12 protein-coding genes are annotated in these 16,539 nt (G+C 55.9%); 6 read left to right on the top strand and 6 right to left on the bottom strand.

The features are described from left to right. Positions 1-101: 101 nt before the first annotated feature. On the bottom strand, positions 102-1,412 hold the full coding sequence (locus RX972_RS05035; protein WP_027899096.1) for an ABC transporter substrate-binding protein: 1,311 nt from the start codon (positions 1,410-1,412) through the stop codon (positions 102-104). Positions 1,413-1,663: 251 nt separating this feature from the next. Next, positions 1,664-2,569, bottom strand: coding sequence for an AraC family transcriptional regulator (locus tag RX972_RS05030; protein WP_316873249.1), 906 nt, complete (start codon positions 2,567-2,569; stop codon positions 1,664-1,666). A gap of 304 nt (positions 2,570-2,873) precedes the next feature. Between RX972_RS05030 and cobF the strand changes: the two genes are divergently transcribed. Next, positions 2,874-3,632: a precorrin-6A synthase (deacetylating) gene (gene cobF / locus RX972_RS05025; RefSeq protein ID WP_316873077.1), complete on the top strand. Its 759-nt coding sequence runs from the start codon at positions 2,874-2,876 to the stop codon at positions 3,630-3,632. Positions 3,633-4,162: 530 nt separating this feature from the next. On the opposite strand, the gene RX972_RS05020 is transcribed toward cobF, so the two are convergent. Together RX972_RS05020 and RX972_RS05015 are read right to left on the bottom strand one after the other, a co-directional pair. Then, positions 4,163-5,500, bottom strand: coding sequence for a glycosyltransferase (locus RX972_RS05020; RefSeq protein ID WP_410478196.1), 1,338 nt, complete (start codon positions 5,498-5,500; stop codon positions 4,163-4,165). Continuing rightward, positions 5,493-5,852, bottom strand: a complete 360-nt coding sequence (locus RX972_RS05015) for a response regulator (RefSeq protein WP_027899100.1) — start codon at positions 5,850-5,852, stop codon at positions 5,493-5,495. Before RX972_RS05015 ends, RX972_RS05020 begins: the two co-directional genes overlap by 8 nt. 255 nt (positions 5,853-6,107) lie before the next feature. Between RX972_RS05015 and RX972_RS05010 the strand changes: the two genes are divergently transcribed. The 5 genes from RX972_RS05010 (at position 6,108) to RX972_RS04990 (ending at position 12,766) form a co-directional block, all read left to right on the top strand. Further along, positions 6,108-9,632 carry a response regulator gene (locus tag RX972_RS05010; protein ID WP_316873074.1) on the top strand — a complete coding sequence of 1,175 codons (3,525 nt, stop codon included), beginning with the start codon at positions 6,108-6,110 and terminating at the stop codon, positions 9,630-9,632. A 49-nt stretch (positions 9,633-9,681) separates the two neighbouring features. Continuing rightward, positions 9,682-10,503, top strand: a complete 822-nt coding sequence (locus tag RX972_RS05005; RefSeq protein ID WP_122394746.1) for a CheR family methyltransferase — start codon at positions 9,682-9,684, stop codon at positions 10,501-10,503. Continuing rightward, positions 10,500-11,117, top strand: coding sequence for a chemotaxis protein CheB (locus RX972_RS05000; RefSeq protein ID WP_122703680.1), 618 nt, complete (start codon positions 10,500-10,502; stop codon positions 11,115-11,117). The genes RX972_RS05005 and RX972_RS05000 overlap by 4 nt, the downstream gene beginning before the upstream one ends. Continuing rightward, entirely contained in the window at positions 11,111-12,292 is a 1,182-nt protein-coding gene (locus RX972_RS04995; protein WP_027899104.1) for a hybrid sensor histidine kinase/response regulator, read from the top strand. The genes RX972_RS05000 and RX972_RS04995 overlap by 7 nt, the downstream gene beginning before the upstream one ends. Positions 12,293-12,388: 96 nt before the next feature. Further along, the gene (locus RX972_RS04990; RefSeq protein WP_027899105.1) at positions 12,389-12,766 is read left to right on the top strand and encodes a response regulator; all 378 of its coding nucleotides are present in this window, start codon (positions 12,389-12,391) and stop codon (positions 12,764-12,766) included. Between the two features lie 55 nt (positions 12,767-12,821). Here RX972_RS04990 and RX972_RS04985 read toward each other — a convergent pair whose 3' ends face one another. Both RX972_RS04985 and RX972_RS04980 read right to left on the bottom strand, forming a co-directional pair. Beyond that, positions 12,822-14,852, bottom strand: a complete 2,031-nt coding sequence (locus RX972_RS04985) for a response regulator (RefSeq protein ID WP_231674652.1) — start codon at positions 14,850-14,852, stop codon at positions 12,822-12,824. After that, on the bottom strand, positions 14,849-16,333 hold the full coding sequence (locus tag RX972_RS04980; protein WP_316873065.1) for an ATPase domain-containing protein: 1,485 nt from the start codon (positions 16,331-16,333) through the stop codon (positions 14,849-14,851). Before RX972_RS04980 ends, RX972_RS04985 begins: the two co-directional genes overlap by 4 nt. Between the last annotated feature and the right edge of the window lie 206 nt (positions 16,334-16,539).

Raw genomic sequence — 16,539 nt, 5'->3', positions numbered from 1 at the left:
GCGTCTGGGTTGTTCGTTGTGGGTGTCATGATCGCTACGCTGGGTCCAAATCGCGCGGCGTGGGGGGGGGGGCGGGCGCCCCGACTAATAGTCAGCTGCGACTATTTCTTTGGATAACCTGCTCGCTTCATGTCTCGCTCGGTGGAGCTTTGCGCGTTTTTCAATGCGGCATCAGGTGTTGCCGTACCTACCAGAGCCGCGGAGAACTGCTGACCAACTGAAGTGCCGATGGCCTGAAACTCGGGAATGGTCACCAGTTGAATGCCAACATAGGGCACTGGTTTGAGGGTTGGCGCTTTCGGCGTCACGGCCTTCAGCGATTCCAGAGTGATATTGGCGAAAGGCGCAGCTTTCTTGTAGGCATCGGTGTAGGTCGAGGCGCGAGTCCCTGGCGGGACGTTGGACACGCCGTCTTTCTCGGCCACCAAAGCTGCGTACTCTTTTGAGGTCGCCCATTCGGTAAAGGCTTTGGCGTCGGTCTGGTTTTTTGCGCTGGTCGGGATCGCCAGTGCCCATGAATACAGCCATGCCGAACCTTTGTCGGTGACTTCATGAGGGGCGTAAGTGAAGCCTACGCTGTCAGCGACCTTGCTCTGGCTCTTGTCGGTGACAAAGGAACCGGCAACGCTGGCGTCGACCCAGATGGCGCATTTGCCGCTGTTGAACAGGGCGAGGTTTTCGTTGAAGCCGTTGCTCGAGGCGCCTGGTGGGCCAGATTTCTTCATGGTGTCGACGTAGAAAGTTAGCGCGTTTTTCCATTCCGGTTGATCAAACTGCGGTTTCCATTGCTCATCGAACCAGCGCCCGCCAAACGAGTTGGCGACGGTGGTGATCAGCGCCATGTTCTCGCCCCAGCCGGCCTTGCCTCGCAGGCAGATACCGTACTGTTCTTTGGACTTGTCGGTGAGTTTGTCAGCGAATTCGGCGATCTGCGTCCAGGTAGGACGTTCAGGCATGGTCAGACCCGCAGCCTTGAACAGGTCGGTGCGGTAGTAGGTGATCGAGCTTTCGGCATAGAAGGGCAGTGCAAACAGTTTGCCGTCCACCGACAGGCCATCGCGCACTGACGGGAAAACGTCGTCCAGCGCGTAGCTGGCGGGCAGGTCCTTCATCTCCTGCAGCCAGCCTTTGGCGCCCCATAGCGACGCCTCGTACATGCCGATGGTCAGCACATCGAACTGTCCGCCTTTGGTGGCGATGTCTGTGGTCAGGCGCTGGCGCAAGACGTTCTCTTCGAGGACGACCCACTTGAGTTTGATGTCGGGATGCTTTTCTTCGAAGGTTTTCGACAGGCGCTGCATGCGGATCATGTCGCTGTTGTTGACCGTGGCGATTGTGACTTCGCCCGCAGAGGCGGTGGCGCAGAGTGCCAGACAGGTACCGGCAAGCAGAACTTTTGCAGAGGTCTTCATTTATCACTCCTCTTCCGCGCCCATAGAGCTGCAGAAGGTCGGTTATTGTTTTTGTGTCTTCCGGAGGTGTGGAAGATGTGGATTGATTACAGCGGGCGCAGGCGCAGATGACAAATCCTGCATGACACTTGGGCTGATACTTTTTTGTACTCCGTTGGCGCCTGAAAAATCCACGCTAGACTGCCGCAGCCTTATCGCGACCGTCTGCGACGCAGTTTCAGCGTAGACGTTGATTGAGTGCGCGCGGTGAATCAGTACAGGTTTTGTTCGGTGAGGCGCTGAACGGCCAGCCGTCGATAATGCGACGGGGTCATGCCCTTGAGCTGCTGAAAGCGTCTATTGAAATTTGAAATATTGTTGAAGCCTGATTCGAAACACACATCTGTCACAGGCTTGTCGCCGTCGGCCAGTAGCTCACAGGATTTACTGATACGTAGACGATTGACGAATTCGACGTAGCAGCGGCCGGTAGCTTGCTTGAAGACCCGGGAGAAGTAAGTCGGCTTCATTCCGAGATAATCGGCCACTTCTTCCAGCGGCAGTTCCCGCGCGTAGTTGGCGAAGATGTAATCGACGGCCTTGTTGGTGCGATCGACACTGTGTTCATCGGCGATCGGTGCCGAGTTGCTGCCGGACAGCAGCTGGTAGTCATCGCTGGCCGCCAGTAATTCAAGCAGGATGAGAAAGTGGCCCAGGCGGGTGATGCCCTTGGAATCGGCGATCTTCTGCATCAGTTTCGTGGCCTGGCGAATGGTCCGTTTGCAGCGGAACTCGATGCCGTACTGCGAGCGCTCCAGCAGTGGGGCCAGAGTCTTCAGCTCGGCGAAAATCTGGCTGCCGCTTTCGAATAGCTCGTCAGTGAAATTCACCAGCATGTCGCGCTTGGTGACGACCTCGTCCTCTTCGATCTGGCTGATCCAGTTATGAGGCAGATTGGGCCCTGTGAGGAACAGGGACTCGGGATAGAAGTTACCGATGTAGTCGCCGACAAAGACCTTGCCGGAACTGGCCACGATCAGGTGCAGTTCGTATTCCTTGTGAAAGTGCCAACGCACCAATGGACAGGGGAAGCCGTGTTCGCGATAGATGATCGACAAGCCGTTATGGTCGTCCATCAATTCATATGAGGGGTCTGTGACTCTTGTTGTTTTTGTCATCATGTGGCCGATATCCAGAATGCCAGGCTGCTAATGTGCACTATCTGAGTGTGCGATAGCATCCAGAGTTTCCTGTGGCAACTGGCACGCTCGCTTCAGGATGCAACCTGTGTGGAAGATTCTATGATCGCGTATGACCTGTGGGAGCAGGGCTTGCCCGCGATGCATGAGACGCAGCCACAAGACACACCGCATTATCGTTTATCGCCGGATTGCCGGATTGCGCCCAGACCAGGCATCTCTTCCATAGGGCGTTGAGTTTGATGCACCACCTGCGCCATTCAGTTCCGTCTGGAGTGAACTCATGAAAACCATCCTCCTGATCGGCATCGGTTCCGGCAATCCGGAGCAGATCACCATTCAGGCCATCAATGCGCTGAATCGCGCCAACGTGTTCTTCGTGCTTGATAAAGGCTACGCAAACGATGATTTGCTGCGCCTTAGGAAGGATATCTGTGAGCGTTACATCACCGGTGATGACTATCGCTTGCTGCAGGTCAGCGACCCCTCCCGGGAGGATGATCCACATTCCTACCAGCAAGGCGTTGCACGCTGGCATCAGCAACGGGCGGCGTTGTTTCAGCGCCTGATCATTGATGAAGTAGAAGCGGGGCAAACGGCTGCTTTCCTGATCTGGGGTGAGCCGACGCTGTACGACAGCACCTTAAGAGTCTTCGAGTTAATTCTTGAAGACTCCCCTCAACTATTTGATTATCAAGTAATTCCGGGTATTAGCAGCGTACAGGCATTGGCGGCGCAGCATCGTATTCCGTTGAATCGTATTGGCGAACCTATCCATATCACCACCGGGCGCAGGCTGGCGCTTGAGCGCAATGCAGCACCTGAGAACACCATCGTAATGCTTGATGCACACTGCACGTTTGAGCGGTTTCTTAACCAGGGCCTGCATATTTACTGGGGAGCTTATCTTGGGACGCCAGATGAAATCCTGATTGCAGGGCCGCTGGATGAGGTGTGTGAGCAGATCAAGAACGCGAGAGCGAAGGCGCGGCAGGAGAAGGGCTGGATCATGGATACGTATCTGTTGAGAAATGAGATGTAGATTCTAGGTATTATCCATAACCAATTGTTTTTATTGCTTAATGTGCAAGCTATTTAGATGGGATAGCGTTTGTTGCGGAGCGAATCTCTGTGGGAGCCAGGCTTGTCCGCGATCACAGGGTATGCCGAAAAATATCTTTGGCCGACACATCGCATCGCGAATAAATTCGCTCCCACACAGGCTGTGTGAAAACCTCCCGAGCCAATTAGCTGGCTAAAAAACGCTCAAAAAACCGCGCTACTACGTGAGTTTGAGGTCTGTGACCCACACAAACTTTTAAAGATTTCACGTGAGCGCGCGCAGTTTGTTTTTGTCTGAGGGTTTTCACACGGTCTGCACACGGGCAGGAGGCACGACTCAAGGATTCACCGGATTTCGACTCTTTGCCCAGGTCCGCGGAATGCCGAGTTGAAATGGGGTATCACCGTGGGAGCGAATTCATTCGCGATTGGCCGTGCCTGAGAGATATTATCTGGCTGACACACCGCATTCGCGAATGAATACGCTCCCACATGGGGCTGAGGTGCGCCTCAAGGCTTCACCGGATTGCGATTCTTCGCCTCAATCCACTGCGCCATGTATTGGGTGCTCTTGTGATGGTGGTGTCGCAGCATTGCGCCGGTGAAGTTTGCAGTTCGATGGGCTTGCAGGTTCTGACGCAGGTACTCGATACGGGCAATCAGGCTTGTGCAATGCTTCTGGTGCCTGTAGCGCGCGTCAAGCAGCTCCCAGCCAGCGCTCTGCGCTTCATGCCAACGCTCTTGATCCTGATACAGGCGCACTGCTGCATCAGCGATTTCGGCAGCGCTGCTTGCAACGCAGCCGGGCCAGGGCAGGTTGCCGTTCATGGCTTCAGCACCGATCGGCGTGGTGACGGTTGGCGTGCCGCACAACATGGCATCGACAATCTTGCCTTTGACCCCCGCGCCAAAGCGTAACGGCGCCAGGCAAATACGCGCCTCGGACATCACCTTCAAAGCGTCTTCCGCCCAATTCATCACATGGAAGCCCTGCGCCGCGTTGTGCAGCGCAGTGGCTTTGGGTGGCGTGTAGGAGCCGTAGATATGCAACTGAGCCTTGGGCAGTTGCTGACGTATCAGCGGCCAGATGGCGTTTTTCATCCAGAGCACCGCATCCCAGTTAGGCGCGTGTCGGAAGTTGCCGATACTCAGGAAATGCGCTCGCTCGGCGAACGGGCGCGCTGTCGCAGGAACATTGCTGACCATCAGCGGACACCAGTGCAAGATCCCCTCAGGCACCCGGAATTCACGGGTAAGCAACTGCATTTCCACGTCGGACGTCATCAGACTGAGGTCGGAGCGGTACAGGGCGGCGATCTCACGCTGGGCCAGGTCGCCGGTTGCCATCGCGGAAAAAATGTCGCGATCTGATTCTTCAAAAAAACGTTTTAAATCATCAGCTTGATCTGCATTACTCAAGTAGTTTTTGAGCTGCATGTGGCGCGCGTGACGCAAGCTTTGCAGGTCTGAGGTTTCCAGCAGTCGCAGGGCATGGGGGCAATGTTTCTCCACCCTCCAGCCAAATTGCTCTTCGATCATGAACTGATCGAAGAGAACGATATCCGGCTGCAATTCGCTGATGAAAACATCGAAGCTACTGTCGTTCAGCTCAATGTGGACCTCACAAATCCCCAGCTCAGCCAGGTTTGCCTTGTGCTCGCCTTCGGTGGCTGGGCTGGCAAAGGTGATTTGCCAGCCTTGCTCCATAAAGCACTGGATCAATTGCATGACATGACCGCTGGCGGCCGAGGAGCGAGGCTCGGGCCACACATAGCCAATGATCAATACATGGGTTGTCGCGTCCGAAACGGAGCTGTCCGGCTGTTGCTGCGAATCGTGCTTATCCAAGAATGCTTTTTACCTTGTCACGCAATTGATCAATCGAGAACGGTTTGCCGATGTTGTGCATGCCTGCCGGGACATCAATGCTTTCGGCATAACCGCTGGCGAAAAGAACCGGCAGAGACGGGCGAAGCTTGCACGCAATCGCAGCCAGCTCTTTGCCATCCATGCCTGGAAGGCCAAGGTCGGTCATCATCAAATCAATGACCTTCGATTCGTCTTCAAGCACTTTTTGAGCCTCTTCACCGTCCTCAGCTTCGAGCACTGTGTATTCCAGCTCTTCCAGCACGTCGACGATCAGCATGCGGACAATGGCGTCGTCTTCGACCACTAGAATGGTGCTGGCAGGAACGGACATAGGTGATTTCCTTAAAATCTGCAGGGTCGGCGTAATGCGACCGGTACGGGTAAGCAAAATAACGCTGGAGGTGCCAGCTAGCAACATTTGCACTCGTTTGAGTGAGTGGTAAGGCGAGCTGTACCACTGATGAAACGAATAATGCGTTCTTAGGCAGCTAAATGTCAGAAAATTCAGATATCTGTGTGAGAAATGAGAGTCTTTTTCTTAATATTACGGCAAACTTCATGGTTTGATGATCACCAAGGATGACTCATGATCCGTCCGTCTACTGTCGATGAGCAACGTTTTCGTAAATTGCTTGGCCGCAACGTCACTTTACCCCTGAGTGTGGGTGTTATCAGCGCGGTCTTTTTCATCGGTCTGATCAGCTATTTGCTGTCAGTCATCCAGTGGGTCGAGCACACCGACCGAGTGATCAACAATACCAATCGCGCGCTGAAGCTTTCCATCGATATGGAAACCGGTATGCGTGGTTATTTGCTGGCGGGTGACGAACGTTATCTCGACCCGTATGAGCTGGCAAAACCGGCGCTCACTGCAGAGCTGAAGGGGCTTGAGGTACTCGTTGCCGATAACCCGCCTCAGGTTGACCGGCTCAAGCGTATCCAGGCATTGCAGGAAGACTGGGGTCAGTACGCTGAGGAGATGATTAATCAGCGGCGGATAAAAGGCGAGTTCGTGGCCCCGCTACGGACTGGGCGAGGCAAGCGCCTGACGGACGAGATTCGCAGCCAGTACGAAGAAGTTGTCGCTGTAGAGCAGCAATTGCGTCTCGCGCGCAATGCCGACGTCACACGCACAACCGTCCTGTCAGTCAGCCTTTACCTTGTTTTTGTTCTGTGTGTCAGCGGATTTCTTGCGTACATCGGTCGTCGGGATCTGCTGGCCTTGTCCAGTACTTATGGCGACAACCTCAAGCTTCAGGAAGAAAACGCCGAGCGCCTGAAAAAAGTCGCCTGGCTGCGCAATGGTCAGAGTGAGCTGGCTGAACAGGTATTGGGTCAATTAACGCTGAATACCCTGGGGTCCAACGTCCTGCAATTCTTCGCTCAGTATCTGGGCAGTGTGGTTGCGGCCGTTTACGTGCGTCAGGAGCACGGCGGCCTCAGGCGCGTCGCGTCCTATGGTTTCTCCCGTGAGCAGGAACAGCACGAGCAGTCCCTCTACAGTGGCGAAGGCGTGATCGGTCAGGCTGCGCAGCAAGACAAGATCATCCGTCTGGATGATGTACCGAGTAATTATTTCAAGGTGTCTTCCGGGTTGGGTGAGGGCGACCCACGCAGCATTCTCGTTGTGCCCACCAGTAACGACGACCAGGTCAACGGCGTCATCGAGCTGGGCTTCCTGCGTCCTCTGACCGAGAGCGATGTCGAGTTCATGGAACTGATTGCCGACAACGTCGGTACCTCCATCGAAGCCGCGCGTTATCGTCAGCGTTTGCAGGAAGTATTGGCTGAAACCCAACAGCTCAACGAAGAGCTGCAGGTCCAGCAGGAAGAGCTGCGCACCGCCAACGAGGAGCTGGAGGAGCAGTCGAGGATTCTCAAGGAGTCTCAGGCGCATCTGGAAACCCAGCAAGCCGAACTTGAGCAGACCAACGAGCAACTGGCTGATCAGGCTCAGGTCCTTTCCGAGCAGCGTGATGCCCTTGATCGCAAGAATGAAGAGCTGAACATTGCTCAGGTCGAGCTTGAAAATCGTGCTGACGAGCTGCAACGCTCCAGCAAGTACAAATCCGAATTCCTTGCCAACATGTCCCACGAGCTGCGCACGCCGCTCAACAGTTCGTTGATTCTGGCCAAGCTGCTGGCTGAAAACCCGACGGACAATCTCACCGCCGAACAGGTCAAGTTTGCCGAATCGATCTATTCAGCCGGTAATGATCTGCTCAACCTGATCAACGATATTCTGGATATTTCCAAGGTCGAAGCCGGCAAGCTGGACATGCGCCCGGAAAACAGCAGCGTGTCTCGTCTGGTAGAAGGGCTGCGCAATATGTTCCAGCCATTGGCCCTCGACAAGAAGCTTGATTTCCATGTGGAGCTGCAGGCCGGTGCGCCGACCATGCTCTACACCGATCGCCAGCGACTGGAACAGATCCTGAAAAACCTGCTGTCGAACGCTATCAAGTTCACCGAAACCGGCACTGTCAGCATGATCGTCTCGCGTCAGCCGGGCGCAGGGATTGTCTTTACGGTGCGCGATTCCGGGATCGGCATTGCAGCAGAGCAGCAGGAAAGCATCTTCGAAGCCTTCCGCCAAGCTGATGGCACCACCAACCGCCGTTATGGCGGCACCGGTCTGGGGTTGTCCATTTCCCGGGATCTGGCGCGCCTGCTCGGTGGTTCGATCAGTGTAACCAGCGAGCCGGGGCAGGGCAGTATCTTCACCCTGGTTCTTCCTGAACAGTATGTCGAGTCGGTGCAGCTGGAATATGGCGAAGTCCCTGCGCCAACCCCAGCGCCGGTTATGTCTGCTATGCCTGTGCATGCATCGGCATCTTTGCCGCCGGCTGCCGCAGCGGTTCCCGCGACACCCGCTAAAGCGCCTGTGCCGAGCTTCGCCGATGACCGGGAAAGGCTGCCGTCGAGCAAGCGCTGCATTCTTGTGATTGAAGACGAAGTGGCTTTCGCCAAAATCCTTTTCGACCTGGCTCACGAGCTGGGTTACCACTGCCTTGTTGCCCATGCCGCCGATGACGGTTTCAACCTGGCGGCTCAGTTCACCCCGGACGCAATCCTGCTGGACATGCGCCTGCCGGATCATTCCGGGCTGACGGTTTTGCAGCGCCTGAAAGAGCTGGCGCCAACGCGACACATCCCGGTTCACGTGATTTCCGTTGAAGATCGTCAGGAAGCGGCCATGCACATGGGCGCTGTGGGCTATGCGGTGAAGCCGACCACCCGTGAAGAGCTCAAGGATGTCTTCGCCAAGCTCGAATCCAAGCTGACCCAAAAGGTCAAACGTATCCTGCTGGTGGAAGATGACGCCCTGCAACGCGACAGCATTGCGCGGTTGATCGGGGACGACGACATTGAAATCACCGCAGTAGGTTTCGCCCAGGATGCGCTGGACCTGCTGCGCGACAATATCTATGACTGCATGATCATCGACTTGAAGTTGCCAGACATGCTGGGCAATGAGTTGCTCAAGCGTATGTCCACCGATGAAATCTGCTCGTTCCCGCCGGTCATCGTGTACACCGGTCGCAACCTGACCCGCGATGAAGAAGCTGAGCTGATGAAGTATTCACGCTCGATCATCATCAAGGGCGCGCGCTCACCCGAACGCTTGCTGGATGAAGTCACGCTGTTCCTGCACAAGGTTGAGTCGCAGCTCTCCAACGAGCGCCAGAAGATGCTCAAGACCGCGCGCAGTCGCGACAAGGTCTTTGAAGGGCGCAGGATTCTGGTCGTCGACGATGACGTACGTAATATCTTTGCCCTGACCAGCGCGCTGGAGCACAAGGGCGCGGTGGTCGAAGTTGCGCGTAACGGCTTCGAGGCCATCAGCAAGCTGAACGAAATCGAAGATATCGATCTGGTGTTGATGGACGTGATGATGCCGGAGATGGATGGCTATGAAGCGACCATCGAGATTCGCAAGGATCCACGCTGGCGCAAGCTGCCGATCATCGCCGTGACTGCCAAAGCCATGAAGGATGACCAGGAGCGTTGTCTGCAGGCTGGCTCAAATGACTATCTGGCCAAACCTATTGACCTGGACCGACTGTTCTCGCTGATACGTGTCTGGCTGCCCAAAATGGAACGTATTTGAGTTGGATGAGCCCAAGCTGAGCATCCAGCCCGCACCTAAAGGTTCCGCCATGTCTCAAGACAGAAACACGGACATCGAAATACGTCTGTTGATTGAGGCTATTTATCTCAAGTACAGCTACGACTTTCGTGACTACTCCGGCGCATCGGTGAAGCGCCGCATCAGTCACGCGCTGCGCCAGTTTGACTGCACGACTATTTCTGCATTGCAGGAACGGGTGATTCACGACCCTCAGGCCTTCATGCAATTGCTGCAATTTCTGACGATCCCGGTCAGCGAGATGTTTCGCGATCCGTCGCATTTTCTGGCGATCCGTCAGGAGGTAGTTCCGCTGCTGCGCACCTACCCGTCAATCAAGGTATGGATTGCCGGATGCAGCACGGGCGAAGAGGTTTACTCGATGGCCATTCTGCTGCGCGAAGAGGGCCTGCTGGACCGGACGATCATTTACGCCACTGATATCAACCCGAGCTCGCTGGACAAGGCGAGGCAGGGGATTTTCTCTATGGAAAATGTCCGTGCTTATACCGATAACTACCAGAAGGCTGGCGGTCAGTGCGCGTTTTCCGATTACTACACCAGCGCCTACGATTACGCGATATTCGACAAAACCCTGCGTGAAAACGTGACGTTCGCTGACCACAGTCTGGCAACTGACAGCGTGTTCTCCGAAACACAGTTGGTTTCATGCCGAAATGTACTGATTTACTTCAACAAGAAATTGCAGGATCGCGCGTTCGGGCTCTTCCATGAGTCGCTCTGTCACCGGGGGTTTCTGGTACTGGGCAGCAAGGAAACGCTGGATTTTTCCGGCTACAGCAGCCATTTCGAGCCTTTGGTCAAACCGGAACGGATCTACCGCAAGACATGAAAAGATCATTCTCTGGCAATGACGTAATTGACTCACCACTGCCGGTCGTAGACGCCATTGTGGTAGGTGCGTCCGCCGGCGGAGTCGATGCGCTGCTGAAGATATTTGCATCGCTGAGGGTCGGTTATCGGTTGCCTATCCTGACTGTGCTGCATGTACCTGAAAAGCGCATTAGTCAGTTGGCTCAGGTTTTTCAGGCGCGGGTACCGCTCAAGGTAAAAGAAGCGGACGATAAGGAAGATATTGCTCCTGGTACGCTTTATTTCGCGCCGCCGGGTTATCACTTGTCGGTGGAAAATGATTTGAGCCTGTCGCTGAGTCAGGAGGATCGGGTATTTCATTCCCGGCCAAGTATCGACATTCTTTTTCAGTCAGCCGCGGATGCCTACGGGCCGCGTCTGGCGGGTTTCCTGTTGACAGGCGCCAATAACGACGGCGCCTATGGTCTGTCGTGTATCAAGCTTTCCGGCGGCATGACGGTGGTTCAGGATCCGGACGAGGCTCAGGCGCGCACCATGCCTGATGCCGCCCTGGCGCTTCATAAGCCTGATTACCTCCTGCCTTTAAACGATATAGGCCAACTGTTGGTCGAGCTGGAACGAATTGCATGCTGAGTGACATTCAAGCCAAGTTGCTGATCGTTGATGATCTGCCGGAAAACCTGTTGGCGCTCGAAGCGCTGATCAAGCGCGAAGATCGTGAGGTCTATAAAGCCTTGTCGGCCGATGAGGCCTTGTCGTTGCTGCTTGAGCACGAATTTGCCATGGCCATCCTCGATGTTCAGATGCCGGGCATGAACGGCTTTGAGCTCGCGGAAATGATGCGCGGCACGGATCGCACCAAAAATATTCCAATTGTGTTTGTCAGTGCCGCAGGGCGCGAGCTTAACTACGCCTTCAAGGGTTACGAAAGCGGCGCTGTGGATTTTCTGCACAAGCCTCTGGACATTCATGCGGTCAAGAGCAAGGTCAACGTATTCGTCGACCTGTATCGCCAACGCAAGGCGATGAAACTGCAGGTCGAAGCGCTGGAGCAGAGTCGTCGAGAGCAGGAGCAGTTGCTGGCAAAGCTGCAGGTGACTCAGAACGAACTGGAGCACGCCGTGCGGATGCGCGACGACTTCATGTCAATCGTCTCCCACGAAGTGCGCACGCCGCTGAACGGACTGATTCTGGAAACCCAGCTGCGCAAGCTGCACCTGGCCAAAGACAACGCCGCAGCGTTCACCATGGAAAAGCTGCGGGCCATGGTTGATCGTGACGAGCGCCAGATTCAGAGCCTGATCCGCCTTATCGAAGACATGCTTGATGTCTCACGTATTCGCACTGGCAAGCTGTCGATCCGCACCAGCGCCTTCGATCTTGCCGAACTGGTCAGTAACCTGCTCGAAAGCTTCTCCGCGCAGATTGCAGCGGCCGAATCCAGTGTGACGTTCAAGGCTGAAGAGCCAGTCATCGGTGTGTGGGACGAGTTCCGCATCGAGCAAGTGATTGCCAACCTGCTGACTAACGCCCTGCGCTATGGCGCCCGCAAGCCCATCAAGGTCCGCGTTTACGCTGAGGACGGTGAGGCGCGGGTTGAGGTCCATGATCAGGGCATTGGTATCAGCGCGGAAAACCAGCAGCGGATTTTTCAGCAGTTCGAACGGGTTGCTGCCAACCATGCGGTGCATGGACTGGGCCTCGGTTTGTTTATCTCTGACCAGATTGTGTCTGCTCATGGTGGGCGCATTGTTGTGGAAAGCGCAGAAGGCGAAGGCTCTATGTTCAGGGTCTGCCTGCCGGTTTAGCAGCGCAAGAAATCAACGTCAGATTTATCCGATATTTACGCAACCTACGGCCATCATCATGGTCGTAATGGCAGCTATTTAACCGAAGGCAGTTCCATGAGCTCTGATGCAGAAAATGTCGTCCTCATCGTCGAAGACGAGCCGCTGATCCTGATGTTGCTTGCCGACTATCTGTCGGGCGAGGGCTATCGAGTGTTGCAGGCGGAGAACGGTGAGCAGGCGTTCGAAATTCTTGCCACCAAGCCCCATCTGGATCTGATGATCACTGATTACCGCCTGCCTGGCGGGATATCCGGCGTGATGATCGCAGAGCCTGCCGTGAAACTTCGGCCGGAACTGAAGGTTATCTTCATCAGCGGTTATCCGGCAGAAATCGTCGAGTCCGGCAGCCCCATTGCGAAAAAGGCGCCGATTCTGGCCAAGCCATTCAATATGGAGACCCTGCATTCCCAGATCGAAAAGCTTCTGGCCTGAATCGATCATCTCCTTGCGCCATCACCTATCGGGTTGATGGCGCCGCAACAGTCATTCACTCCTCGATCATCTCCCGAACCTTGGACGTCAGGTTGTCAAAGGCGAACGGCTTGGTGATCATCTGCATGCCATCATCGAGAAAGCCCGCTCTGACGGCCGCGTGCTCGGCATAACCGGTGATAAATAGCACTTTGAGATTCGGACGCAACTGACGGCCTATTTCGGCCAGTTGCCGACCGTTCATGCCCGGCAGACCGACGTCGCTGATCAGCAGGTCAATACGCTGGCCGGACTCCAGGATAGGCACGGCTTCAGGTCCGGAACCCGCCTCCACGTAGGCATAACCCAATTCGCCCAGAACTTCGCTGACCAATACCCGGACTGCGGCATCATCCTCAACGATAAGCACCGTTTCGCCTTCTTTGGCAAAGCTCTCCGGACTGTGGATGATCTGCTCGTCTTGAGTCTGCTGGCCTTTGAAGCGTGGCAGGTATAGCTGAACCGTGGTGCCTTTGCCTACTTCGCTTTTGATTGCGACATGGCCGTGGGACTGCTTGCTGAAGCCATAGATCATCGAAAGACCGAGCCCGGTGCCCTGACCAATGGGTTTGGTCGTGAAGAACGGGTCGAAGGCGCGGCTGATTACGCTGTCCGGCATGCCGTAACCGGTGTCACTGACGCTGAGCACCACGTAATCGCCAGGCAGCAGGTTCTCGTGGGCATTGGTGAAGGATCTGTCCAGACTCTCGTTGGACGACTCAACGATCAACAGACCGCCATCAGGCATGGCGTCCCGGGCGTTGAGCACCAGGTTGAGCAGGGCGCTTTCCAGTTGGTTGGGGTCGGCTTCCGCAGTCCAGAGCTGCTCGTGCAGGTGAAGCTCCAGACGAATGCTCTCGTTGAGGCTTCGGTTGAGCAGCTCGCCCATGGAGCTGATCAACTGATTCATCTCGACCGGTTTGGAGTCCAGTGACTGGCGGCGGGAGAAGGCAAGTAATCGATGGGTCAGGGCGGCGGCACGGTTGGCGGACGTAACGCCCAGGTCAATCAGGCTGTTCAGGTCTTCGGTATTCCCGCGAGCCAGACGCCTTCGCAGTAACTCCAAGCTGCCGATAATGCCGGTCAGCATGTTATTGAAGTCGTGGGCAATGCCCCCGGTCAATTGGCCAACCGCTTCCATTTTCTGCGATTGGCGCAACACTTCTTCGTTGTGCTTGAGCTGGGAGGTACGTTCTTCGACCTGCTGCTCAAGGGTTTCGTTGAGTTGTCGCAGTTGCGCTTCAGCCTGCTTGCGCTCGGTGATGTCAGACGTCACCCCTGCCAAAGAGCTGACCCGGCCATTCTTGGCGCGAATGGCACGCGCCCGGACATCAACCCAATTCAATGAGCCATCAGGCCATACGTTGCGATATTCGATGATGAAATCGTCGCCGCTGTCCAGGCTGCGCTGCAGCGCCGATTGCATGCGAGGCTGGTCTTCGGCGAAGACCGCGTCGAGCCAGTCTTCATAGTCAAAGCGCTCGCTCTCGCTGCGCCCGTAATGAGAGCGGGATATATCCGAGCAGTCGAGGGTCAGGAACTCGGCTTCAAGTTGCCATGAGCCCAGACGTCCGGCTTTGAGTGCGTTCTGTAAACGTTGCTCGCCTTCCGCCAGGTCTTCCATGCGCGCTCTGGCTTCGTATTGTCGCCGACGTCCGCGGATTGCGGTGGTGACCAGACTGACCAGTGTGGAGGGATGGAAAGGGCGCTCAAGGAAGGTCACGTTACCCAGCATGGTGCCCAGGTAGGCCGAAGGGCTCTTTTCCGGGCCGCCGTGATGGGTAAGGAGCACCACAGGGAGGTCCGACCAGGGCGGCTGGCGCTCCAGGGTCTGCACCAGAATGCCGATGTCTTTGCCGCGCAGGGCCTCGTCGGCGATGATCGCCATACCCGCGCCGAGGCTCAGCTCAGCGCTCAGGTCGGCAAGGGTATGGGCGACGAGGGCGGGGAAACCCGCCTCTTGCAGAATCATTAAAGCGATCTGGCTGTCCCGGCCCCGTGGGGCCAGGATAATTGCCCTTTCCGATAGCAGTCCGAGGGTGCTCACTCCTCGTCATCCTGCATCAAGGGGCTGTTTGATCCGGCGTATTGAGGAATGCCGCTGAGCACACCCTGAAACGCTGAGAGCGGTTTGCCTATCCTCAGGCCTTGATGACTGATGCGATACTCCCTGATGGTAGATTCGTGAGTGCCAGTACGCTTCTTGATGATTGAGATTGCGCGGCGCACTTCACCCTGGGCTTCGAAGTAGCGTAACAACATGACCGTATCGGCCAGATAAGTGATGTCAACCGGAGCACGCATGTCACCCACAAGGCCATGTTGCGCAACGGTCATGAATGTCGAGGCGCCTTGGCGATTGAGATAGAGCAACAGTTCGTGCATATGCAGAATCAGTGCATTCTCTTCCGGCATGGCCGCCGTATAGCCGTTGATACTGTCGATGACCACGGTTTTGATCTGCTTTTCGTCGACGCTGGCACGTACCCGGTGAGCGAACTCGCCCGGCGACAGTTCAGCGGCGTCGACCTGTTCAATCAGCAGATTGCCGCTCTTTTCCAGCGCTTCCAGATCGATGCCGACCTTACGCATGCGGGTAAACAGCAGGCCGAGCTCTTCATCGAAAATGAACAGCGCGACACGTTCGCCGCGGGCCACAGCTGCAGCCGCGAATACTAGCGAGATCAGCGACTTACCAGTACCCGCTGGCCCCAGAATCAAGGTGCTGGAGCCCCCGTCGATGCCGCCGCCCAATAATGCATCCAGCTCAGGAACGCCGCTGGAGAGTATTCCGCGTTCGAATCGGGTGCGGTGTTCTGCAGCCACAAGCCGAGGAAAAACGTGGATGCCGTCACCCTTGATGGTGAAGTCGTGGAAGCCACCGCGGTATTTCTGCCCGCGATATTTGACCACTCGCAGGCGACGCCGCTCGGCGCCGTAATTCGGGTTCAGTTCTTCCAGGCGAATAACGCCATGGGCGACGCTGTGCACCGTCTTGTCCAGTGCTTCGGTGGTCAGGTCATCCAGCAGCAGCACCGTCGCGTCGTAGCGCGTGAAGTAATGCTTGATGGACAGAATCTGCCGTCGGTAGCGCAGGGAGCTTTGCGCCAGCAAGCGGATCTCTGAGAGGCTGTCGATGACGACCCGGGTAGGTCTCACACGCTCGACCACTTCAAAAATCTGACGCGTTGCTTCGCCCAGCTCCAGGTCCGAGGAATACAACAAGCTTTGATGATTGTCTGCATCGAGCAGACTTTCAGGTGGCGTGAGCTCGTAGATAACGATGTTCTCGTCCAGCGTCCAGCCATGGGAAGCTGCACCGTCGCGCAGTTCGATGTCGGTTTCCGACAGGGTGATATACAGGCAGCGTTCGCCTTCAAGGGCACCTGCACGAAGAAATTGCAGAGCTACAGTCGTCTTGCCTGTGCCGGGTTCGCCTTCGAGTAGAAACACATGCCGCCGGGAAAGACCACCCGCCAGAATGTCATCGAGGCCCACAATACCGGTTGCTGCTTTTGATGTAGTCAAGAATCGCCCTCTTGCGACCTTAGGGGTGTGGCATAGCCTTGAAATCGGCCGCTGCGCTGTCAATGCCTATGACGCAGCTCACTATCACTTACCTATTAACGGACCGCTGAGTGTCGGGAGCGTTCAGACTTTCGCACCGTGCAGCCCGCTTTCAGCGGGGTTTCGGGACGGATATCCAGCGTATGGCACAACTGCCGCCTTATCGC

Origin of the sequence: Pseudomonas syringae group sp. J309-1 (assembly GCF_032582135.1) — a bacterium.
Taxonomy (GTDB): Bacteria; Pseudomonadota; Gammaproteobacteria; order Pseudomonadales; family Pseudomonadaceae; genus Aquipseudomonas; species Aquipseudomonas quasicaspiana.
The sequence above is the reverse complement of the archived record's forward strand: the minus strand, read 5'-3'. Positions and strand labels throughout refer to the sequence as shown.